Source organism: Corallococcus caeni (assembly GCF_036245865.1).
GTDB classification, from domain to species: domain Bacteria; phylum Myxococcota; class Myxococcia; order Myxococcales; family Myxococcaceae; genus Corallococcus; species Corallococcus caeni.
In genome coordinates this window covers 547,759-568,717 of record NZ_BTTW01000007.1, presented here as the reverse complement: position 1 = coordinate 568,717, position 20,959 = coordinate 547,759, and the positions used below count along the sequence as shown (strand labels likewise).

The 20,959-nt window shown below is 71.0% G+C and carries 18 protein-coding genes; 10 read left to right on the top strand and 8 right to left on the bottom strand.

What is annotated here, in order from left to right; all coding sequences use genetic code 11:
• Positions 1-180 precede the first annotated feature (180 nt).
• Complete coding sequence (locus AABA78_RS29215; RefSeq protein ID WP_338268030.1) at positions 181-705, top strand: IS630 family transposase; 525 nt, start codon at positions 181-183, stop codon at positions 703-705.
• A gap of 142 nt (positions 706-847) precedes the next feature.
• Here AABA78_RS29215 and AABA78_RS29210 read toward each other — a convergent pair whose 3' ends face one another.
• Positions 848-2,566, bottom strand: a complete 1,719-nt coding sequence (locus tag AABA78_RS29210) for a B12-binding domain-containing radical SAM protein (protein WP_338268027.1) — start codon at positions 2,564-2,566, stop codon at positions 848-850.
• A 126-nt stretch (positions 2,567-2,692) separates the two neighbouring features.
• Positions 2,693-5,104 (bottom strand): helicase-related protein, encoded by a 2,412-nt coding sequence (locus tag AABA78_RS29205; protein WP_338268025.1) that lies wholly within the window; start codon positions 5,102-5,104, stop codon positions 2,693-2,695.
• Positions 5,105-5,345: 241 nt separating this feature from the next.
• On the opposite strand from AABA78_RS29205, the gene AABA78_RS29200 reads away from it, so the two are divergent.
• Positions 5,346-5,885 carry a ferritin-like domain-containing protein gene (locus AABA78_RS29200; RefSeq protein ID WP_338268023.1) on the top strand — a complete coding sequence of 180 codons (540 nt, stop codon included), beginning with the start codon at positions 5,346-5,348 and terminating at the stop codon, positions 5,883-5,885.
• Positions 5,886-5,945: 60 nt separating this feature from the next.
• Here the strand turns inward: AABA78_RS29200 and AABA78_RS29195 are convergent, their stop codons facing one another.
• The 3 genes from AABA78_RS29195 to AABA78_RS29185 form a co-directional block, all read right to left on the bottom strand.
• On the bottom strand, positions 5,946-6,953 hold the full coding sequence (locus AABA78_RS29195; protein ID WP_338268020.1) for a fatty acid desaturase family protein: 1,008 nt from the start codon (positions 6,951-6,953) through the stop codon (positions 5,946-5,948).
• 149 nt (positions 6,954-7,102) lie between these two features.
• Positions 7,103-7,930 (bottom strand): polyphosphate kinase 2 family protein, encoded by an 828-nt coding sequence (locus AABA78_RS29190; RefSeq protein ID WP_171412381.1) that lies wholly within the window; start codon positions 7,928-7,930, stop codon positions 7,103-7,105.
• Positions 7,931-7,982: 52 nt separating this feature from the next.
• Positions 7,983-8,261 (bottom strand): hypothetical protein, encoded by a 279-nt coding sequence (locus AABA78_RS29185; RefSeq protein WP_223740452.1) that lies wholly within the window; start codon positions 8,259-8,261, stop codon positions 7,983-7,985.
• Between the two features lie 389 nt (positions 8,262-8,650).
• On the opposite strand from AABA78_RS29185, the gene AABA78_RS29180 reads away from it, so the two are divergent.
• From AABA78_RS29180 to AABA78_RS29170, 3 genes are all read left to right on the top strand, one after another.
• The gene (locus AABA78_RS29180) at positions 8,651-10,282 is read left to right on the top strand and encodes an OmpA family protein (RefSeq protein WP_338268013.1); all 1,632 of its coding nucleotides are present in this window, start codon (positions 8,651-8,653) and stop codon (positions 10,280-10,282) included.
• A gap of 54 nt (positions 10,283-10,336) precedes the next feature.
• Positions 10,337-12,562, top strand: a complete 2,226-nt coding sequence (locus tag AABA78_RS29175) for an Ig-like domain-containing protein (protein ID WP_338268011.1) — start codon at positions 10,337-10,339, stop codon at positions 12,560-12,562.
• Positions 12,563-12,649: 87 nt separating this feature from the next.
• Complete coding sequence (locus AABA78_RS29170) at positions 12,650-12,955, top strand: hypothetical protein (RefSeq protein WP_338268008.1); 306 nt, start codon at positions 12,650-12,652, stop codon at positions 12,953-12,955.
• Positions 12,956-13,010: 55 nt separating this feature from the next.
• Here the strand turns inward: AABA78_RS29170 and AABA78_RS29165 are convergent, their stop codons facing one another.
• Both AABA78_RS29165 and AABA78_RS29160 read right to left on the bottom strand, forming a co-directional pair.
• A complete protein-coding gene (locus tag AABA78_RS29165) occupies positions 13,011-13,505 on the bottom strand; it encodes a PM0498 family protein (protein WP_338268006.1) in 495 nt (164 codons plus the stop codon).
• Positions 13,506-13,519: 14 nt separating this feature from the next.
• Positions 13,520-13,957 carry a hypothetical protein gene (locus tag AABA78_RS29160; RefSeq protein ID WP_338268003.1) on the bottom strand — a complete coding sequence of 146 codons (438 nt, stop codon included), beginning with the start codon at positions 13,955-13,957 and terminating at the stop codon, positions 13,520-13,522.
• 233 nt (positions 13,958-14,190) lie between these two features.
• Between AABA78_RS29160 and AABA78_RS29155 the strand changes: the two genes are divergently transcribed.
• On the top strand, positions 14,191-15,627 hold the full coding sequence (locus AABA78_RS29155) for a cytochrome-c peroxidase (RefSeq protein WP_338268001.1): 1,437 nt from the start codon (positions 14,191-14,193) through the stop codon (positions 15,625-15,627).
• A 7-nt stretch (positions 15,628-15,634) separates the two neighbouring features.
• Here AABA78_RS29155 and AABA78_RS29150 read toward each other — a convergent pair whose 3' ends face one another.
• Complete coding sequence (locus AABA78_RS29150; RefSeq protein ID WP_171412377.1) at positions 15,635-16,120, bottom strand: SRPBCC family protein; 486 nt, start codon at positions 16,118-16,120, stop codon at positions 15,635-15,637.
• 357 nt (positions 16,121-16,477) lie between these two features.
• Here AABA78_RS29150 and AABA78_RS29145 point away from each other — a divergent pair, with 357 nt between their 5' ends.
• The 4 genes from AABA78_RS29145 to AABA78_RS29130 all read left to right on the top strand — a co-directional run bounded on the left by AABA78_RS29145 (position 16,478) and on the right by AABA78_RS29130 (position 20,948).
• Positions 16,478-17,110, top strand: coding sequence for an OsmC family protein (locus AABA78_RS29145; protein ID WP_338267999.1), 633 nt, complete (start codon positions 16,478-16,480; stop codon positions 17,108-17,110).
• Positions 17,040-17,288 carry a hypothetical protein gene (locus AABA78_RS29140; RefSeq protein ID WP_338267997.1) on the top strand — a complete coding sequence of 83 codons (249 nt, stop codon included), beginning with the start codon at positions 17,040-17,042 and terminating at the stop codon, positions 17,286-17,288. Before AABA78_RS29145 ends, AABA78_RS29140 begins: the two co-directional genes overlap by 71 nt.
• A 196-nt stretch (positions 17,289-17,484) precedes the next feature.
• Positions 17,485-19,614: a PAS domain-containing sensor histidine kinase gene (locus tag AABA78_RS29135; RefSeq protein WP_338267994.1), complete on the top strand. Its 2,130-nt coding sequence runs from the start codon at positions 17,485-17,487 to the stop codon at positions 19,612-19,614.
• Positions 19,611-20,948: a sigma-54-dependent transcriptional regulator gene (locus tag AABA78_RS29130; RefSeq protein WP_338267992.1), complete on the top strand. Its 1,338-nt coding sequence runs from the start codon at positions 19,611-19,613 to the stop codon at positions 20,946-20,948. Before AABA78_RS29135 ends, AABA78_RS29130 begins: the two co-directional genes overlap by 4 nt.
• The last annotated feature ends 11 nt before the right edge of the window (positions 20,949-20,959 follow it).

Here is a 20,959-nt window from a genome sequence, read left to right as displayed (position 1 = left end):
ATGGAGCCGCGACACCCGCGACTGGACACCTGCGGGCCCCGTGCGCCTCAACCCCTCACCGCAAGTGCAGGAGCTGAAGCGCATCGGCTGAACCCTTTCACGCGACAACTACCTTGACGCTCACCGCGACGCCTCTGGCAGCTGAAATGCCGTGCGGCCTTCGTCCGGCCCGACGAGCCCGTGCTTTTCGAGGATGAGATGGACGTGCACCTCAATCCGAAAATCGGCCCCGACTGGACGTTGCCTAGACAGCGCAGAGTAGTCGTCACACCCGGCAACAACCAGAAGCGTTTCGTGGCGGGGGCGCTGGATGCGAGCACGGCCCGGATTACCTGGGTACAGGGGGAGAAGAAGACGAGTGCGCTCTTCATTGACCTGGTGCGCGCCGTGGACGCCGCCTATCCCAGGGCGAAGCGTCTGCATTTCATCCTCGACAATGCCGCCACCCACTCCAGCAAGAAGACGAAGAAGGCGCTGGAGGCACTGGGCGAGCGGTTGGTGCTGCACTTCCTGCCGCCGTACTGCCCGGAGGGCAACCGCACCGAATGCCTGTGGTGGGACGTGCACGCCAACGTCACCCGCAGCCATCGCTGCAAGAAGATGCAGGCGCTTATGACCGAGGTGGACGCCTACCTCGACGCGCGGAACACCCAGAAGTCCGCCAGTCCCTTGCTGCGCGCCGCCTCTGCTCGACGCGCAGCTTGAGAACGTTCGAGAATTACGATCGGCCGTTTAGAGAGCATTGACGAAGCGCCGGTCAGACATGACTCGGAGAAGTATTAGGCAATCCGACATCCCGACTAGATCCATCAAGCCATGATGTAATGTACGCTTGGCTGGCGCATGCCTACGCGGGCTGGAGGAACCGTCCGTCCACCAGGTGGTCGATGACTTCGCGGGCGGAGTGCGGGTCCAACCTCGCCTTCGAACCCAGGTGCGTCACGGCGTTGGAGACGGTGGTGGGCTGTTTGAAGGCGTCCAGGGCAGCGAGGAGGATGGCGCCGTCCTCGCCTTGCGTGAGCGTCGGGTCGTTGAACCTGCGCGGACTGACGGACGGGGCGCAGCTCAGGGTGATGCCGTCCACCGAGCGCAGCACCGTCACCGGCTCCTTCGACAGCTTCACGGGCGCGCGGTGGCTGCCCAGCCAGTCTCCCAGCGTGAAGCGCTCCGCGGCGGACGCGGTGTTCTTGAGCCGCGTGCGCCCGTTGAGGTCGACGCGCTTCCTCGCGTCCCGGTGCTTCCAGGCCAGCGCGTCCACCCGGTCCGAGTTGCGCTGCACCGCCGCCTCCAGCTCCGCGTCCTTGAAGCGGATCATCGGCACGGACACGTCGCCGGGCTCGCGGCGCTCGAAGTAGCCGAGGAACTCCGCGAACGTCTTCGCCTCCGTCACCATGTCGAAGCGCGCGGGGTGCTCCGTGACGAGCGCGCCGGGCTGCGCCTCCAGCCGCTGGTAGCCCACCACGCAGTCCAGTCCGATGACCTGTTCGACCAGCCGGAGTTCCTCCGCGAGCCGCGCCTTGTCCGTGAACGGCAGGCCGCCGATGCCGGAGATCTCGATGTCCACGTTCGGGTGGCGGCGGACGGACTCGATGACCTCCAGCAGCTCGCGGTCCCTGGCGCAGGGCTTGAGCAGGCCCTTGGACATCTGCTCCAGCCGCTGCTGTTCGGAGAAGCAGCCGATGTCGATGACCATGTAGATGCGCTGGAAGGTCGCCGCCAGCGCCGCGACCAGCTCCACGCGCGGCACGCCCCAGAGGAAGTACGTGCAGCAGTGGCGGGAGAGGTCCACGCCCGCCCAGGTGCTCCCCAGGAACTCCGCCGTGCTGCCCGCGAAGTCGTAGCGCATCTGCCACGTGCGGCCGGCGATCTCCTGGTGGTCCCGGCGCACGTTCTCCTCGGAGCGCAGGAACGGCTTCGCGCGCCCGAAGTCCGCCTTCTGGTTGCCGCGTGCCCCGCCGCAATACAGGCAGTTCTCCCCGCAGCCCTTCCCGGGCGCGACCCAGCCGGAGAAGGAGTGCGCGTCCCTCTGGCTGAGGAAGATGTCCTTGAAGTGCGAGTAGTAGACGTCCTGCGTGTTGGTCGAGCGCTGCACGTACGCCAGCGGCAGCCTGCGGGGACGGCCGTCCGGGTGCCGCGTCACGCAGTTGGGCGGCGCTTCGTCTCCGTTGCAGAGCGCCAGCAGCGGGGCCTCCCCGTCGCCCAGGATGACGTGGTCGATGAAGTCGAAGGCGCTCAACTCCTTCCACCAGTACGACGCGGAGTTGCCGCCCACGACGATGCGGATGGACGGGTCGATCTTCCGGATGGTCCGCGCGATGAGCAGCGCGCGGTCCACGTGGTGGAACCACTTCAGGCTGATGCCGATGAGCTTCGGGCGCACGCGGGCGATGAGGCGCTCGAAGGAGTCCGTCACCTCCCCCGCGCTCTCATCCCCGTCCCACAGCCGCACGAAGGCCTCAATCCCGCCGCGCCGCAGGTAGCTCGCGAGGTAGAGGATGCCGCACGTGGCTTCGCCCGTTCCGGCACCGACGAGGAGGACTGGCGAGAGGGCACGACCACCGCTCATGAGACGACCACCGGCCTTGGAGAGGAGACAGGAGACGGCGTCAGCGTAGGCGAATCCGGCCAGGACCCGCGTGGATTCGTCGCCACCCTGCCTCCCGGACAGCCGGCCTGCTCCCTGGACAGCCCCTCACGAGGGCCGTTCGTTGAGCCACTTCGAGACTATCGGCTCACGTCCGCGCCCCCCGCTCGCCTCCGGCGTCGCCGGCTTCCGTCCCCTCCTGCGCCGCCGCCGCTTCGAGGCCGCGCCCGGGGGCGGTCCCCCCAGCGCCCGCAGCACCTGCGCCCGCACGCCGCCCTCCAAGCGCAGTTGCTGCATGAGCGCTTGCGCCTGCCGGGCCCCCTGGGGATCGCGCAGTCCCTCCCCCAGCCGCTCCACGATGTCGATGCGCAGCGCCACCGGCCCGATGACCTCGTAGCCGAAGGCGCGCGCGTTGCGGCCGCCCAGCGCCGCGACGTTCAGCGCGGGCTCCTGAGGGATGCCCTGCGGACACGGGGCCTGCTGGAACAGCGCCGTCAACATGGCCCGCCGCTCCAGGGCCTGCGGCGACAGGGCCCCTTTGACGTAGAGGAACCGCTGGCCCTCGTGGACGCCCTGCGCCTTCAGCCGCTCCCGCGACTCCTCGTCCAGGAGCTTCCACTGTTCGCGCGCCTCGCCCTGGGAGATGACGCCCAGCCCTTCCGCCAGCCGGTAGGCCACGCCCCGCATCGCCGGCGCGCGGCTCTCGCCCGTGAAGGACTCCGCGGGAAAGCCTCCCATGGCCTCCGTCACCAGGTCCTTCGCCAGCGCCACCAGCCGGCGCTCCAGCCGCTGCCGAGCGCCCCCCGTCCACACCTCCGGCTCCGCCAACGCGAGCTGCGGGGAGCGCCGGTCGCGGCCTCGCACCAGCCGGGCCAGCGGCTGCGACTCGAAGGAGATGCGCCCCATCGGATCCACCTCGAAGGCGTCGTGCGTCGCGTCCACCACGCGCTGGACGAACTGCTCCTCCGTCATCACCGCGCCTTCCGCGCCCGGCACCTCCGTCAGCAGCTGCCCCAGCTTGGCGAAGGGGTTGTCCGAGCCGACCTGCGGCAGCGCGCTGGCCCTCACGAAGCGGCGCGCGCTCCTCCTCGCGGCCCGCTGGACGAAGCGCTCCACCAGTCGCTCATGCAGGGCGTCGCCCAGCGCGTCCTCGATGCGGCGCGTGCGCTCCTGCCAGTCCTCCGCGTCGTGCAGCCAGCCCGGACGATGACTGATGTACGTCCAGATGCGGATGGCCGCGAGCCGGTCCATCAGCGTGTGGATGTCCCCGGACGCGTCGTCGAGCGGCGACACCTGCCGGCCCAGCCACGTGGGGTCCAGCTTCCCGTCTCCCGCGGTGAGCTGGAGGAACGTCTCGCGCAGGAGCGCGACGTGCTGCCCGAAGAGGCCCTTGCGGAAGTCGGGGATCTGGCAGACCTGCCACAACAGCTCGACGGACGCCTTGTCAGAGGTGAGCTCGCGGATGGCGGGCACGGCGGACAGCCCCTTGAGCGCGTCGAAGTCATCCGCGCGCTCCACCCGGACGAAGGCGTTGTCGCGCGGCGCACGCGACAGCGAGTCCAGCAGGGCCTCCGGGCTGGAGAAGTCGAGCGAGGCGTTGCGCCAGATGAGGCTGCGCACCGCGGGGAAGCGGTGCGATTCGATGGCGGAGACGACGCGCGGCGGCAGCTCCGGCAGCGTGTTCAGCGCGCCGAAGCTGCCGTCGTTGAGGTGGCGCCCCGCGCGGCCGGCGATCTGCGCCAGCTCGTCGGGATACAGGTCGCGCTGCTCGGCGCCGTCGAACTTGGAGAGCGTTGCGAAGGCCACGTGGTTGAGGTCCAGGTTCAGCCCCATGCCAATGGCATCCGTGGCCACGAGGTACTGGACCTCGCCGGACTGATACATCGCCACCTGCGCGTTGCGCGTCCGGGGCGACAGCGCGCCCAGCACCACCGCCACGCCGCCCCGCAGCCGGCGCAGCGCTTCGGCCAGCTCGTAGACGCGGTCCGCGGAGAACGCGACCACCGCCGAGCGCGGCGGCAGGCTCTTCAGCGACTTGCGCCCGGAGTAGCGCAGCTGCGACAGGCGCGTGGCGCGCTTCATGGACGCATGCGGGATGAGCGCCTGCACCATGGGCCGCATCGTCTCCGCGCCCAGGAACCAGGTCTCCTTGCGGCCGCGCGCGTGCAGCAGCCGGTCGGTGAAGACGTGTCCGCGCTCGCGGTGCGCGGCGAGCTGGATCTCATCCACCGCGAGGAAGTCGACCTGCCGGTCCGTCGGCATCGCCTCCACGGTGCAGATCCAGTAGTCGGGCCGGGGCGGGATGCGCTTCTCCTCGCCCGTCATCAGCGCGACCCGGCCCTCGCCCACCTTCGCGGTCACCCGGTCGTAGACCTCACGGGCAAGCAGGCGGAGCGGCAGGCCGATGATGCCTGAGTCGTGCTCCAGCATCCGTTCGATGGCGCGGTAGGTCTTCCCGGTGTTCGTGGGCCCCAGCTCCGCCACGACGACGGACGGCCGGCTGGATGGGCTCGAGCTCATTGGCGAAGACTAACCCCGAACCCCCTCCTCCGCCCTGGGGGCCGCAAGGGGTGTTCGCGGGCAACGTCCCTGCCCGCGCTGGGCGTGGAGGCAGGCGTCGCCAGCGGCAATCGGATCCCGGGCCAGGGCCCCGGGGTGGGACGGACAGGCGCGGCGCTCCCGGCACGCAGGGGCAGGAGGGATGGCCGGCGTGGCCGGGGCCGCCCAGCTTCCCGACACCCAGCCGCCCGGAGGCACCGCCATGGCCGACACGCGTCCGCAGCCGTTCGTCACCGACCTCCAGCGGATCCACCGCCAGGCGCGAGAGCAGCTGTCGGCGGGGGCCCACACGGATACCGCCGGGGGCGAGCTGGGGATGTGCCTCACGCTGCTCAACGCCGCGCTCGCGACCGAGGTCGTCTGCGTGCGGCGCTACACACGCCACGCCCTGTGCGCGGCGGGCCCCGGCGCGGAGGCGGTGAAGGCCGCGTTCGGCCGACACGCGCGCGAGGAGCAGGGCCACGCGCTGAGGCTCGCCGAGCGCATCCAGCAACTGGGCGGACGGCCGGATTTCAACCTTGGAGGACTCATGTCCAGCGGTGACACCCACGACGAAGAGGGGCGGACGCTGGTGGAGCTGCTCCGCGAGAACCTGGCGGCGGAGCGCGTCGTCATCGAGACGTACCGCGAGCTCATCCCCTACTTCGAGGAGCGCGACCCCACCACACGGCGGCTGCTGGAGGAGCTCCTCGACGAGGAGGAGGCGCACGCCAAGGCGCTGCACACGCTGCTGGAGCCTTGAGACCCCGGCCCGGTGGGTTCCTCGGGCGGGTCCCGAACGGACCCGCCGGGCCGAGGTTCCTCAGGCGCCGTGGGCGAGCCGCGCGTCGCGGTAGCGCACCATCCGCTTCAGCGACGGATCCCACAGGTTCAGCCGCAGGCAGCCCACGACGTCCTTCAGCGTGAGCGTGGTCACGTGCGGCCCCTGCAGCTCCGGGATGGCGGCCATCGCCTCTGGCAGCCGGTAGAACGGGATGCGCGGGTTGAGGTGGTGCACGTGGTGGTAGCCGATGTTGCCCGTGAACCACTCCATCACCGGCCCGAAGCGCATGTAGCTGCTGGCCTCCAGCGCCGCGTCCGCGTGGTTCCAGGCGGCCTCCGGCAGGATGGCCACGTCGTCGAAGTTGTGCTGCGCGTAGAACAGGTACGTGCCCAGCGCGTACGCGACGACCAGCGGCCCCAGGAAGGCGCAGAGGTAGACGCCCAGGCCGAAGAAGTGCCAGACGGCCACGGACAGCGCCACGTGCACGCCCAGCGCGAGCCCGGAGGTCCAGTAGCGCTTCGGGTTCTTCACGAACGGCTGGAGGCACAGGCTGTAGAGGAACGCGGTGAAGTAGCCGAGCATCAACGTCACCGGGTGGCGCTCCACCACGTAGCCCAGGCGCTGCGCGCCCGTGGCCTTGCGCCACTGCTCCGTGGTCCAGGTGACGAACGTCCCCGCCGAGTCCGCGGCGATGCGCGCGGTGTTGGCGTGGTGGTGGTTGTGCGTGTCATTCCAGATGCGCGCGGGCGTGAGCGTGAGCAGCCCCTGCACCTGGAAGAGGACCTTCGCCCACCGCGACTTCGGCAGGAGCGCCCCGTGCATCGCGTCGTGGAAGAGGATGAAGCAGCGGATGAGCACCAACGCTTCGACGAGGCCACCCACGATGCGCAGGGGCCACCAGGGCGCGGCCACCGCCAGCGCCACCGCGCCCGCGAGCGCGGCGTAGGTGGAGACGAGCGCGCCGACGGAGCGCGCGGTGTCCTGGGCCGCGAAGGGGCGCGTGCGGGCGATGAGGTCCTTGCTCGGCGGCGACGCGGTTCGTTCCATGTCGACAGGGCTCCGGGGGTGACCGCCCGGCGACACACCGGGACGGATGACCGACCGTGTTGTCCCATCCCCATGTCACGGCCGGGTCAGCGGCTCCCACGAAGCGCGGCGTGTGCCTGCGCGTCATCCATGACGCGGAAGGCCGTGCCTCAGCGCTTCTTGCGCCAGGCGCGCAGCTCGGCCTTCTTGTGCTTGCCGACCTCGTCCAGGCGCTGCTGCCACTGCTTGCGGTAGGGGCGCAGGGCCTCCGCCACGGCACGGGCCACCACGAGGTTGCGGTACCACTTGGCGTCCGAGGGCACCAGGTGCCAGGGCGCCTGCTCGGTGGACGTCTGGGCGAAGACGTCCTCGTAGGCATGGGTGTAGTCCAGCCAGTGCTTGCGGTCCTCCCAGTCCCCCGCGGAGATCTTCCACGCCTTGCGTGGCTCCTGCTCGCGCGCCAGCAGCCGCTGCTCCTGCTCCTCGCGGCTGATGTGGAGGAAGAACTTGAGGATGACGGTGCCGTGCTCCACGAGCAGGGTCTCGAAGTCGCGGATGTGCTGGTAGCGCGCCTTCCAGAGCGGCTTGGGGACCAGGTTGTTCACCCGCGCCACGAGCACGTCCTCGTAGTGCGAGCGATTGAAGATGGAGAACTCGCCCTTGCGCGGGGCCTCGCGGTGCACGCGCCAGAGGAAGTCGTGCTCCTGCTCCTCCGTGCTGGGCACTCCGAAGGAGGTGACGCTCACGCCGCGGGGGTTGAGGCTGCCCACCACGTGCTTGATGGTGCCGTCCTTGCCGGCGGTGTCGCGCCCCTGCAGGACGATGAGGACGGAGTTCATCTTCGCGCCCCACAGCAGGTCCTGCAGGTCGAACAGCTCCTCGCCCAGCGCCTCGAACTCCGCCTTCGCCGCCTCGCGGTCCGCCTTCTTCGGCGGTGTCGTGGAGATGCGCTCGAGCTTCACCTTCGCGCCCTGCTTGTCGTCGCGGATGATGTCCATGGTCCCCTTCGCTCCAGGTATGGGCTCAAGCGTGCCCGGAGCGAAGGCGGATTCACACCGTCCCGAGCCAGGACGGCGGCAAAACGTCCGAGTCGAACCTTTCGAGCACGATGCGGCAGAGGCTGTGGCGGCTGGACAGCTCCTGGAGCCACTGCCGGTAGCGCGCCGTCTCGTCCTGGGGCGCGGCCAGCAGCCAGGTGAGCCGCTCGGCCGCGTCCAGCACCGCCGCGAGCGTCTGGGGGTCATGCCCCTTCAGGGACATGAAGCGGGCCACCACCAGCACCCTGTTGAGTGCGTAGAGGGCATGGCCTCGCTTGCGCTCCTGGATCACGTGTCCTCCGGCGTCCTTCAAAAAAGTACGACGCGCCCAAGCACCATTCGCGCCAGCGGGTGCCCTCCTCCGGCACCCGACCCGCGAGGGCGGGCAGGCTGTCCAGTTTCCAGAATCTGGTTCTTGAATCCAGACAAGACATCCCGCCAGGTTGGCCGGCAAGCACCCTGATTCCAGACATACTCCAGCAATTCATGCCATTTGCGGGGAATGGGCGAACCACGGCGGCTTCGGCATTGCGCTTGCTTTGCCCGCCGTCCGCAACCTGCCGCGAATTCCGCCCCTGCGGACTCCAATCCCTTTCTTCACACCCTTCATCCCCTCCCGTCTCCCCTCCATAGCCCTGTCGCGACCCGCCACGTCTGGAGCCACTGGCGTCCTGGAATCCCATGCCCCTGCCCACCCCTCTGCGTCTTTTGTCCACCCTCGCGCTGCTGCCCACGCTGGCCAGCGCCGCTTCATCCCCCGTCCCCGCGTTCGACCTGGAGCGGCTGAGCCTCAACCCGACGTCGCGGGCCGCGCTCGGCACGTCGGCCGGCGGGCTGCGTGAGCCGGGGGAGCTGCGCTTGTCCCTGGCGGCGCACTACGAGCGCTCGCCACTCACGCTCTTCCGCGATGGCGAGCGGATGGGCTCGCTCGTCGGGTCGCGCACGCAGGTGCAGCTGGCGGGCACCTATACGGTGAGCAAGCGGGTGGAGGTGGGCGCCATCCTCCCCCTGATGGCCCACCAGGGCACGGGCGGCTTCGCCGACCAGGGCATGACGTCGCCTTCGTCCTGGGGCCTGGGGACGCCGGTGCTGCAGGGCCGGCTGGGGCTGCTGGATGAAGCGTCCGCGCCGGTGTCGCTGGCGGCGGAGCTGGCGGTGGGCCTGCCCGTGGGCCGTCAGGACTCGCTCCAGGGCAGCGGCGGCTGGGACGTGACACCGCGCGTGTCCGCGGGCCGTACGGTGGGTCCGGTGGTGGTGGGCCTGGAAGCGGGCGTCCGGCTCCGCAACCACACGGCGGTGGGGTCGCACGAGGTCGGCCCGGAGCTGCCCTGGGCGGCCACCGTGGCCACCACGGGCCAGCGGCTGCGCGGTGAACTGGGCCTGCGCTCGTCGGTGCCGCTGACGGACAGCCCCATGCCCATGGAGCTGCTGGCGGGTGGCCGGTATGCGCTGGGGTCGCGGCTGGAGGTGTTCGCGCTGGGAGGCCCCGGCCTGGGGACCGCGCCGGGCACGCCCGCCTTCCGCGTGATGGCGGGCGTGTCGATGGCCGCGCTCCAGGCGAACCGGCCGGTGATGCGGCCCCGCGTCGCCGAGGCCCCTGTCCCCGCTCCCGCGCCCGCGGTGGCCGTTGTGGCCCCGGAGCCGGCGCCGGTGGAGGCCCCGGTGGCGGTGGTGGACGTGTGCGCCCCGAACCAGAGCCATTCGCTGGAGCAGTGCCCCCTGCTGGATGACGACGGCGACGGCGTCGCCAACGCGAAGGACCACTGCCCGGTGGACCCCGAGGACCGGGACGGCTTCCTGGACGACGACGGCTGCCCGGAGGTGGACAACGACGGCGACGCGGTGGCGGACGCGGTGGACAACTGCCCGCTGGTGGCCGGTCCCGCGACGAACCAGGGCTGCCCGGCGAAGCAGAAGCAACTGGTGATCATCACCCAGGACCGGCTGGAGATCCGCGAGAAGGTCTACTTCGCCTCCGGCAAGGCGCGCGTGCTGCCGCGCTCGTTCCCCCTGCTGGAGCAGGTGGCGACGGTCCTCAACAACCACCCGGAGCTGACGCACATCCTGGTGGAAGGCCACACCGATTCGCGCGGCCGTCCGGAGACCAACCGGACGCTGTCGCAGCAGCGCGCGTCCTCGGTCGTCCAGCAGTTGGAGTCGCGCGGCGTCGCGGCGGACCGGCTGATGGCCGCCGGCCGCGGCCCCGACGCTCCCGTGGCGTCCAACGGCACCGCGTCCGGCCGTGAGCTCAACCGGCGCGTGGAGTTCCACATCGCGCCGGCCCCCGCGGCTGGCCAGGCCTCGCGCGACTGATCCGCTGTCCTTCCCCTCTTCCTTCCCGCATCCCCCGCCCTACCGGAACCTTCCATGACCACCCATTCCTACCGCCTCCTCGTGGGGGCCCTGGCCGCGCTTTGCCTGAATGCCCGCGCGACCGCCGAGGCCTCGCCTGTCTCCGCCGCCCTGTCCCCGCGCCACCTGTCCGCGGCGCTCCCCGACGCGCCCCCCGCGCCGCCCGTCATCCTGACCCCCACCCTGGGCGTGGTGCTGTCCACCGCGCTGCCGTTCTACAGCGGCACCGCGGAGGCCGGCGCGCAGGTGACGCTCAGCCTGGATGGGAAGGTCACCGCGACGGTGAAGGCGGACGTGAACGGCCGCTGGGGCTACACGCCTTCGCTGCTGGAGCTGCTGTCCAACGGGGTGCACACGCTGGCGGCGGTCAGCACGAACGCGGGAGGCCAGACGAGCACCCCGGCGAGCGTGCAGTTCAGCGTCCTGGCGCTGGGGCCGGAGACGGTCATCCTCAGCGGCCCGGCGGCCTCCACGGCGCAGCAGAAGGCGCGCTTCGTGTTCGCGTCGTCGGCGCTGCTGGTGAGCTACCAGTGCGCGCTGGACAGCGACACGTTCCTGGCGTGCGACACGCCGCGTGACCTCACGGGCCTGAGCGAGGGCCCGCACCAGTTCCAGGTGCGCTCCAAGGACCTGCTCGGGCTGCTGACGGACACCACGCCGGCCTCGTATTCGTGGACGGTGGACCTCACGGCGCCGAAGACGACCTTCACGTCCACGCCGTCGTTGAACAGCAACGCCCCGGTGGCGGCGTTCGGCTTCAAGTCCTCCGAGCCGCTGTCCACGTTCACCTGCGCGCTGGACGCCGGCCCGGCGCTGCCGTGCGCGTCCCCGTACGTCACGGCCTCGCTGGGGGACGGGACGCACACGCTGGCGGTCCGCGCGAAGGACGCCGCGGGCAACGAGGAGGCGCAAGCCACGACGTTCACCTGGACGGTGGACACGGTGGCGCCGGCGCTGCCACAGGTGACGTCGCTGACGGCGGGCGCGACGGTGGCGGTGACGCCTTCGGAGGTGAGCGGCACGGGAGAGGTCGGGTCGGTGGTGCACGTGACGCTCGACAGCGGCGCGGTGGGCACGGCGGTGGTGGATGCCACGGGCCACTGGACGGTGGCGGTGCCGGGCACGCTGGTGGACGGAGTGCACGTCCTGACGGCGGTGGCCACGGATGACTCGGGCAACGCCAGCGCGGGGGTGACGGTGGGCTTCACAGTGGACAGCACGGGGGCGGACACGCGCATCGTGTCGGGCCCGCCGCTGTTCAGCGACAGCGCCAGCGCGACGTTCGGCTTCACGTCGGAGAACGCGGGCGCGTCGTTCCGGTGCCGTATGGACTCGCTGGTGGCGGCGGCGTGCACCAGCCCCGCGCTGTATCAGGGCCTGTCGGATGGGCCGCACGTGTTCACGGTGCAGGCCATCGCGCCCAACGGGCTGCCGGACGTGACGCCGGCCGTGCATGCGTGGACGGTGGACACGGTGGCGCCGGTGGTGACGCTGGTGACGTCGCCCCCGCCGGTGCTGGCCGGGGCGGTGGCCTCGTTCGGCTTCGCCGCGAACGAGGTGCTGGCCACGTTCCAGTGCAGCGTGGACGGGCTGGCGTTCCAGGACTGCCTGGCGAACATCACGCTGGAGGGCCTGCTGCCCGGGACGCACACGCTCCAGGTCCGCGCGGTGGACGCGGCCGGCAACATCGGCATCGCGGTGAGCTACACGTGGGACATGACCCCGGCCACGGGCGGTGGCACGGGCGGCGGTACGGGCTCGGATGGCGGCACGAGCGACCCGGGCACCGGCGCTGACGGTGGCACGGGCACGGGCACGGGTACGGATGCAGGCACCGGCACGGGTACCGGCACCGGCACCGGCACGGATGCTGGCACCGGCACGGGTACGGGCACTGGTACAGATGCAGGCACTGGTACGGGCACCGGCACCGGCACGGGTACGGGCACCAGCACCGATGGCGGCACTGGCACCGGCACCGGTACGGGTACGGGCACCAACACCGATGGCGGCACGGGCGGCATCACGGATCCGGGGACCGGCACGGGCAACGGTGGCACCACGGATCCGGGCACCGGTGGCGTCCAGACTCCGGATGACACAGGGGTGATTGGCGGCACGCCCGATGAAGAGCTGCTCGGCGGCGGCCTGGGGTGCGGCGCCACGACGTCGGCTCCGGCCATGTGGGTCGGCGCACTGCTCGCGGGCCTGATGGCGCGCGCCCGCCGCCGGAAGTCCTGAGTCTCACCGCAGCACTCACGACACAGCGCCGGGCGGTACGTCGCGTCGCCCGGCGCCCCCACTCCCTCCATCGTCCATTCGAGCAGAATGCCCTTCTCTTCCGACCCTCGCTTCCGCGTGCATCTCGTCGACGCGGCTGTCGCCACCCTGCTCATCCCCGTCCTGGTCACACTACTGTGGATGGCGTTCCAGGTGACCGACGCCGTCCCGCCGGATGCCTCCCCCACGGAGTTGATGTTGCTCCGCGGTGCCGTGCGGACTCCCTTCATCTTCTGCCTGACGTGCGTCTTCTTCCGCGCCTTCACCGCATGGGAGGACGTCCTCCGGTTCCTGGCCCAGGAACTCCATTCGCGGACCGGCATGCAGCGGCAGGCCCGGATGCGGAAGGAATGAGGTTTCCACCAGCGCGCCCCTCGCGGTGACACGAAGAGGGGCGCGCGGTGTTCCCTCATGAGGGGAGCACAACCCACTCGCGAAGATCCTCGCGGTTGCTCAACTCCAGGAGGGCATCTCGACGGTAGCCTTCCAGGTCGTCCGTGAGCCAATGCTCTCCCGGCCGTTCCAGATGAAAACGCAACGTGCACGCGTTGCTGCATCCGAGGATGATCACGAATCGCCCATCCGCTGGGAGCACCCTCTGCAACTCCCGGGCAAGTCGAAGGCCATACCCCACCTGGTCTTTGAGGCGCAGTCGTCGGGCCCACGGCTCTTCCTCGAAGGAGCCCACGAAGTCGGAGACGTGCAGCTTGTTCGCGAAACACTCGTAGCCGGTCGCGTCCTGGAGGCCGGGACGAATGCGTGGAGCGTTTTCCGTCGCCGCGCGCCGCAGCACCCAGAAGCCATGATCCTCGACGACCCCTTCATCGAGCAGCGCCTGCATCCTGGGCGTGAGCGGGCGCGCCATGACTTCTTGTACCCGCGCATTGCGCAGATAGGCCCGCATCAACGCGTTGCTCCTCAAGGTGGCACCTCTCCCAGGTAGTACAGCCCCTTCTCCACGGACGAGGCAAACTTCGCGTCCGTCTTGAGCAATTCGTTCACCCAACGGGGCGCGTCCGCGAAACTCTTGGAAGCGGGATCGTACAGGTACTTCGCGCCCGTCTGGGCATCCTGGAAGTGGAGCTGCCCGGGGCGAACTCCGGGCGCCGGGTTCTCCACGTCAAGACGGATCCGCCCCTGCTTCCAGAGGGTCTTGCTGTCGATGCGGGCTCCTCGTGCCCCCAACATCCGCTGGGCGGGCGCGTCCGCTCCGCAGCCCTCGTACTGTCCTGGATGCCGCTTCAGGCAACACGAGACGGTGCTGTCTGACTGGTTGCACTCGCTGGAGATGATCGCGGCCCCACATCCAAGGCCGCAGGACAGCACGAACAACACCAGCCATCGGATGACGGGCATGGGCTTTCCCCGGGCCGTGAGGTTCAACGGGCCACTCGGAAGCATGCGCATGGGCTTGCGACGCCTGGCCGTGATGCTGGTGACACGACGCCCGCCGCTCAACGGCATCCCGGACTCACCGCCCGCAGCGCGACGAATGGGACCGACCTCAGGGCATGACGCTCTTCCTCCCAGTGACACGAAGCGGGGCGCGCGGTGTTCCCCTGCCATCGCAGTCAAATGGAGGGGAACACATGGCAGGGAATCGACTCATCGCGCGCACCGTGGGGGCCATCGCGCTCGCCGGGCTCGCGGGCTGCACCGATGGCGCATCACCCGTGGAAGCCACCGCCACGCTCGCGACTTCGGAGGCGGAGCTGGTGTCCCCAGCGCAGGCGGCCGCCGGCAGGAAGCACTTCCAGGAAGCCCTGCCCGGCACCAACGGGCGCTCCTGCGCGACGTGCCACGTGCTCGCGGACAACACCGCGCTCACGCCCGCGCACGTGGAGGCGCTCTGGGCCCGGAACCCCGCGGATCCGCTGTTCAACCGCATCGACGCGGATGACCCCACCGCCCCCGTGCCCTCCTACGAGCACCTGAAGAAGGGCCTGGTGCGCGTGGTGCTCCCCCTCCCCGCGAACATGGACGTCATCGACGTGCAGGGGAACGTCATCACCGCCCCGGACCGCAAGGTGTCCGTCTGGCGCGCAGTGCCGAGCATCGCCGACACCGGCTTCTCCGGCCCCTTCCAGGCCGACGGCCGGGAGACCGACCTCGTCCCCCAGGCCCAGAGCGCCGTCACCAGCCACAGCCAGGGCGGGACCGTGCCGCTCCCCGTGCTCCAGCGCATCGCCGCGTTCGAGCGCACCGTGTTCAGCTCCCCCCGCGCCCGCTTCGTGTCGGAGCTCCTGGAGCAGGGCTGGCCCCTGAGCGCCATCCCGGATCCGGACGCACTGCTCCTGCTGGACGCCTCCGAGCGGCGCGGGCGCGACGTCTACAACCTGGCCTGTGAGGCCTGCCACGGCGACCGCACCCGCAATCGCATCGTGAACCGCGCCACGCACGACGCCCTCTTCTACGCCCTCAAGCCCGACGGCAACATCCAGTACACCGTCACGCCCGGCGGCCGGCCCGAGCCCGTCCGCGTGCCCCGCCCCCACAGCGAGTTCCTCAACGCCGGCTACGCGTACATGACCTACCTGGGACAGCGCGGCGTCGTGCCGCTCTTCAACACGTCCGTCGACTTCCCCCAGTACCGCTTCCGCTTCTACACGGACGGCACGCGCCAGCACCCCGTCACCGACCTGCCCCCCATCCCCGTCACCGCGAGCGGCGACCCGGATGACATCAACCCCGCCCTGGATGAGCACGGCGCGCCCATCGTGGGCCCCGCGCTCGCGGCCCAGTGGTACTCCACCGACCCCGGCCGCGCGTTGATCAGCGGCGACCCCGCGGAGTTCGAGTCCTTCGACGTGCCGTCCCTGCGCGGCGTCGCCCGGTCCGCGCCGTACTTCCACGACAACAGCCACGCCACGCTCGCGGAGGCGGTGGACACCTACAGCCGCTTCATCCTCCCGGGCATCCCCACCGTGGGCCTGCCGCTGCACCCGCCCGAGTTCCCAGGCGGGCCGCCGGAGTCCCTCACCCCGGCGCAGAAGCAGGACCTGGTGCGCTTCCTCCAGCGGCTGTGAGCGCCCTTCAGCGCCGCCACTCCAGCTCCGGCGCCGACACCCGGGGCGGAGGCGGCAGGAAGGTGTGCGCCAGCCCCCGCAGGCCCCTCGCGAAGAACTCCTCGCGGATCCACTGGCACAGCGCCGCCGCCTCGCCCTCGTGCCCGGGCGTCAGGCTGAAGGTCGCGGACCACTCCACGAAGGTCTGCCCGGTCGCCGTCACCGGCGTCACCCTCAGCTTCGCCAGGTGGTCGCGCACGGGCAGCGGGCTCTCCAGCAGCGTGTACGCATAGCTGCGCGCGTGCGGGTCGTGCTCCAACCGGGCCTCCAGGTACACCTCGCCATCGCGCGTGGTCAGCCGGCGCAGGGGCCCGGGACCGGCCTCGGGACGCGTCACCCGCTCGCTGGAGACGACGCCCGGGTGCCAGCGCGGGAGGCTGTCAAAGCCTCCCACGCGGTCCCAGACCACGTCCGCGGGGGCCTGGATGAGCTGACTCGCATACGCTTCGGCCATCGGTGCCTCACCTCGTTCTTGCATGGACATGGTTCAAGCGGCCGTGCGGCCCTGGAAGCCCTCGCAAAGCCATACAATCAACAGACACCGTTCCCCACCGCGTCGCATCGCACCCATGCCGTCCCCCCATGTCAGGCATTGAGGCGCTGGATGTGGAGCAGGGACGGCGGGGGCGAAATCGTCCAAAAGGGCTGTTCCAGGGAGGCCGCATCCCGGGCCAGGGCGGCTGTGGCCCCGCGATCACCGGCCTACCTGGGGGGACTCGTACTCAAGGGCAGTCCCCAGCGACATGAGAAGCATTGCCGCGGCATGGGTGTTGAAGGCGCATCGCGCAGGCCCCTACCGAGGAGATGCCTGATGACCTCCGCTTCCATCACTGAGTACGAAACGCGCCTCTTCTGGCAGGGAGAGCGGGGCGCGGTGCTGACGAGCGACCATGCGCCCCCCGTACCGATTGGCCGTCCGTTGAACGACCGCGACAGCGGCCCCGGGGATGGGCGGTGGGACCCGGAGGCGCTGCTGGTGGGCGCGGTGGAGGGGCGCACGCTGCACGCGTTCCTGGACGGCGCACGGGAAGCAGGCGTGAGGGTGCTCTTCTACCAGAGCTGCGCGACGGCCCGGCTGGTGAGCGGCAGCCCGGAGCAGGCCGCCCATTTCACCGACCTCATCGTCAGGCCGCACGTCGCCGTGGCCAGCGCGCGGGAGGCGGAGCAGGTGCGCCAGCTCTTCGCCCGGCTGCCTGCGCGCTGCTTCCCCAGCTCCATGATCCAGCTCACCCCGCGCATCGAACCCGTGGTGGAGGTCTGGGCCCACGCCCGCCTCCAGGACGCGGGGACACCTGTCGAAAACCACGCACCCGAAGACGACGCGGAGGGCGCGGCGGTTCCCTGGGAGGACGGCGTGCGCAGTGTGGAGGTCCATGCCGACGAATCCACAGACGACGCCTCCCGAGAAGCCGGTGAAGGAGCCGGATCCGAAGCCCACGCCTGAGATCGAACCGCCCCGGCCGCCCGCGCCGGAGAAGGATCCACCGCCGGGCGAGCCCCAGCGCCGGGAACCGCCTCCGCCCCTGCAGGACCCCGAAGTGAAGCCGGGCATCCAGGAACCGCCCGCGCATGACCCCAACCGTCCGGGGCCACCGGACATCATCGCCGGGCCCGCTGTCTGAGATTGAACGCCGCCGCGCGGTGTAGCCTCGTGGGTTTCCACAAGTCCGGCGCACCGCGCGTTCGAGCGGATTCACCCAGAGGATTGGCTTCGCGGCATCCTCCTGGACCTTCGTCCAGCGCTTGCGCTGATCAGGGCCTCGCCGCGATGCAAGTCGATGCGAGGAAACGTAGAGTGAGGCGCGCTCCTCGCGCGCCATGTCCTCGCCCTCCCCGCCCCCACTCCCCAGGATTGCCGCCGTCGCCAGCGCGTGCGCGGCGCTCATGGCCCTGGTGGGGGTGTGGAGCGGAGGCCTGACACCGGGGGCTCGCATCGCCGTGCTGGCGGCGAGCGCGTTCGCGCTGGCCTCGGTGGGCGTGATGGCCGCCCTGCGCGCCCTGGCCCGGAGCGAGCGTGAGTGCGACCGGCTGCGCGAGCAGGCGGACGACGCGCGGGCGCTGCGCGACGCGGTCATGGCCATCACGCCGGTGGGCTTCGCGTTCTACGACCGCGACCTGAAGTACGTGCACGTCAACGCCGCGCTCGCCGCGATGAACGGCCTGCCCGCGCAGGCGCACCTGGGCCGGCACGTCTCGGAGGTGCTGCCCGCGCTGGGCACCGCGCTGGCGCCCCGGCTCTCACGCGCGCTGGAGTCGGACGCGCCCCTGCAGGACCTCAGCCTCCAGGTGGAGACGCCCGCGGCCCCCGGCGAGACGCGCTTCTGGTTCGGAAGCTATTCGCGCGTGCGCGGCGCGGGCGGCGCGGTGCTGGGCGTCATCGCGTCCCTGTCGGAGGTGACGGAGCGGATGCGCGCGGAGGCGTCGCTCCAGGAGCACGAGGGGCGCCTGGACGTGCTCACCCGGTCGCTGCCGGACTACCTGTGGGGTGGGAAGCTGCGGGACGGCGTGTTGCGTGACTTCTACTGCACGCCCGTCATCGAGCGCACCACCGGCTACCCGGCCAGCGCCTTCACCGGCACCGGCCCGGAGGGCACGCCTTCGCCGCTGTGGGCGGAGATGATCCACCCGGAGGACCGCACGCGCTACCGCGAGTGTATCGAGTCCCTGGCCCTGGCCCCGAGCACGGAGGTGGAGATCGAGCACCGCATCATCTGCGCGGACGGGCGCCTGCGCTGGGTGCGCAGCCGCGCCGCGGCCTCCGGCCTGGACGACCGGGGCGGCGTGCACCTGGGCTGCGTCGTCACCGACATCACCGACCGGCGCCTCGCGGACGACCTGCGCCAGCGGTTGAACGACAGCTTCCGCCGCTCCGCGACGGAGTGGCGACGCACCTTCGACGCGGTGTCCTCGCCGCTGCTGGTGCTGAGCGCGGACGGCGTCATCCACCGCCTCAACGACGCCGCCCGCGTGCTCTTCCGGGAGGCGGACCCCTCCGGCCAGCCGCTGTCCGCGACCGTCGGGGCGCCGCCCTGGTCCAGCGCGGAGCCGCTGGTGGAGGAGCTGCGCGCGACGCACGGCAGCGCCAGCCGCCAGGTGCACGACGCGGAGTCCGGACGCACCTGGGAGCTGGCGGCCGCCTGGGTGGATGAGCGGGCCAGTGAGGATGCCCGCATCATCCTGGTGGCCACGGAGGTGACCCGGCTCCTGGAGCTGCAGGCCCACGTGCGGCGCAGTGAGACAATGGCCGCCATGGGTGCCATCGTCGCGGGCGTGGCCCACGAGGTGCGAAACCCCCTGTTCTCCATCTCCGCCGTCGTGGACGCGGTGGAGGCCACCTACGGCACGCAGCCGGAGCTGCAGCCGTACCTGGACGTGCTGCGCGGCGAGGTGCGCCGCCTCACCCACCTCACCCAGGAGCTGTTCGAGTACGGCCGTCCCACGCGGGGCGAGTGGACGGACGGCGCCGTGGGGCCGGTGGTCGCCGAGGCCCTGTCCGCCTGCGAGCTTCCCGGCGACAAGGCCTCCGTGAAGCTCACGCGCGCGTTGTCGGACGCGCTGCCCCCGGTGCGCATGGACGCGCGCCGCCTGTTCCACGTCTTCCGCAACGTGGTGGAGAACGCCGTGCAGTACTCGCCCCCGGGCGCGACCGTCCACGTGACGGCGGAGGCCGTGGAGGAGGCAGGCCGCGCGTGGGTGCGCTGCACCGTCCACGACGGAGGGCCCGGCTTCAAGAGCGAGGACCTACCCCACGTCTTCGAGCCCTTCTTCAGCAAGCGCCGGGGAGGCACCGGCCTGGGGCTGTCCATCGTCCAGCGCATCCTGGAGGAACACCAGGGGCGCATCCGCCTGTCCAACCATCCTCAAGGAGGCGCCGAGGTGACCATCCTGCTGCCCGCCCTCTCCCCGGCAGTGATCGCCGGGGCCCTTCCGAAGTCACAGGTATCATGACGCGCACCCGCATCCTGCTCGTGGACGACGAGCCCGGCGTCCGGCTGGGCATGAAGGGCTACCTCACGCAGCACGGCTTCGACGTGGCCGAGGCCACCAGCGTGGCGGAGGCCCAGGAGGGCTTCCGCACGCACCGGCCCGACGTGGCCGTCATCGACTACCGGCTGCCGGACGGCACCGCGCTGGAGCTGCTGCCGCGGCTCAAGGAGCTGGACGCGGCGGTGCCCCTGGTGGTGCTGACCGGGCACGGCTCCATCGAGCTCGCGGTGCAGGCGGTGAAGGAAGGCGCCGAGCAGTTCCTCACCAAGCCGCTGGAGCTGGCGGTGCTCAAGGTGGTGCTGGAGCGGCTGGTGGCCCAGCGGCGCGAGCGGCAGCGGCTGGCCGCGGACCGCTCGCGCACGGCGCGCACCCAGGTGGACCCCTTCCTGGGCAACAGCCTCGCAATCCGAGCGCTGCGCGACGAGGCGGAGCGCGTGCGTGACAGCGACAGCCCGGTGCTCGTCACCGGCGAGACGGGCAGCGGCAAGAGCGTGCTCGCGCGCTGGCTGCATGAAGGCGGGCCGCGCAAGGAGGCGCCCTTCGTGGACCTCAACTGCGCGGCGCTGTCCAAGGACCTGCTGGACTCAGAGCTGTTCGGCCATGAGAAGGGCGCCTTCACCAGCGCGGTGGCCGCGAAGCAGGGCCTGCTGGAGGTGGCGGACCGGGGCACGCTGTTCCTGGATGAGATTGGCGACATGGACGTGGCCGTCCAGCCCAAGCTGCTCAAGGTGCTGGAGGAGAAGCGCTTCCGCCGGCTGGGCGACGTGAAGGACCGGCGCGTGGACGTGCGGCTCGTCGCGGCCACGCACCAGGACCTGCAGGTGGCCGCGCGCGAGAAGCGCTTCCGCAGCGACCTGTACTTCCGCATCAGCACGCTCATCCTCCACGTACCGCCCTTGCGCGAGCGCGCGGAGGACGTGCCGGTGCTCGCGCGCCACTTCCTGGCTGAGATGGGCGCGCACCGGGGCCGCGGCCAGGTGGAGCTGGAGCCGGACGCGGAGCGCGCGCTGATGGCCTACGCCTGGCCGGGCAACATCCGCGAGCTGCGCAACGTGCTGGAGCGCGCCGTGCTCCTGTCCGGCAGCGCCCGCCTGTCACGGAGCGCCCTGCGCTTCGAGTCCCTGCTCCCCGCCGAGGAGCCCCTGGGCGAGGACCTCACGCTGGAGGAGCTGGAGCACCGCCACATCGAGCGCGTGCTGGCGCGCGAGAGCGGCCACGTGGAGCGAGCGGCGGCGAAGCTGGGCATCTCCCGCAGCTCGCTGTACGCGAAGCTCAAGGGCTGGCAGCGGGGCTAGGATGCCGGCGC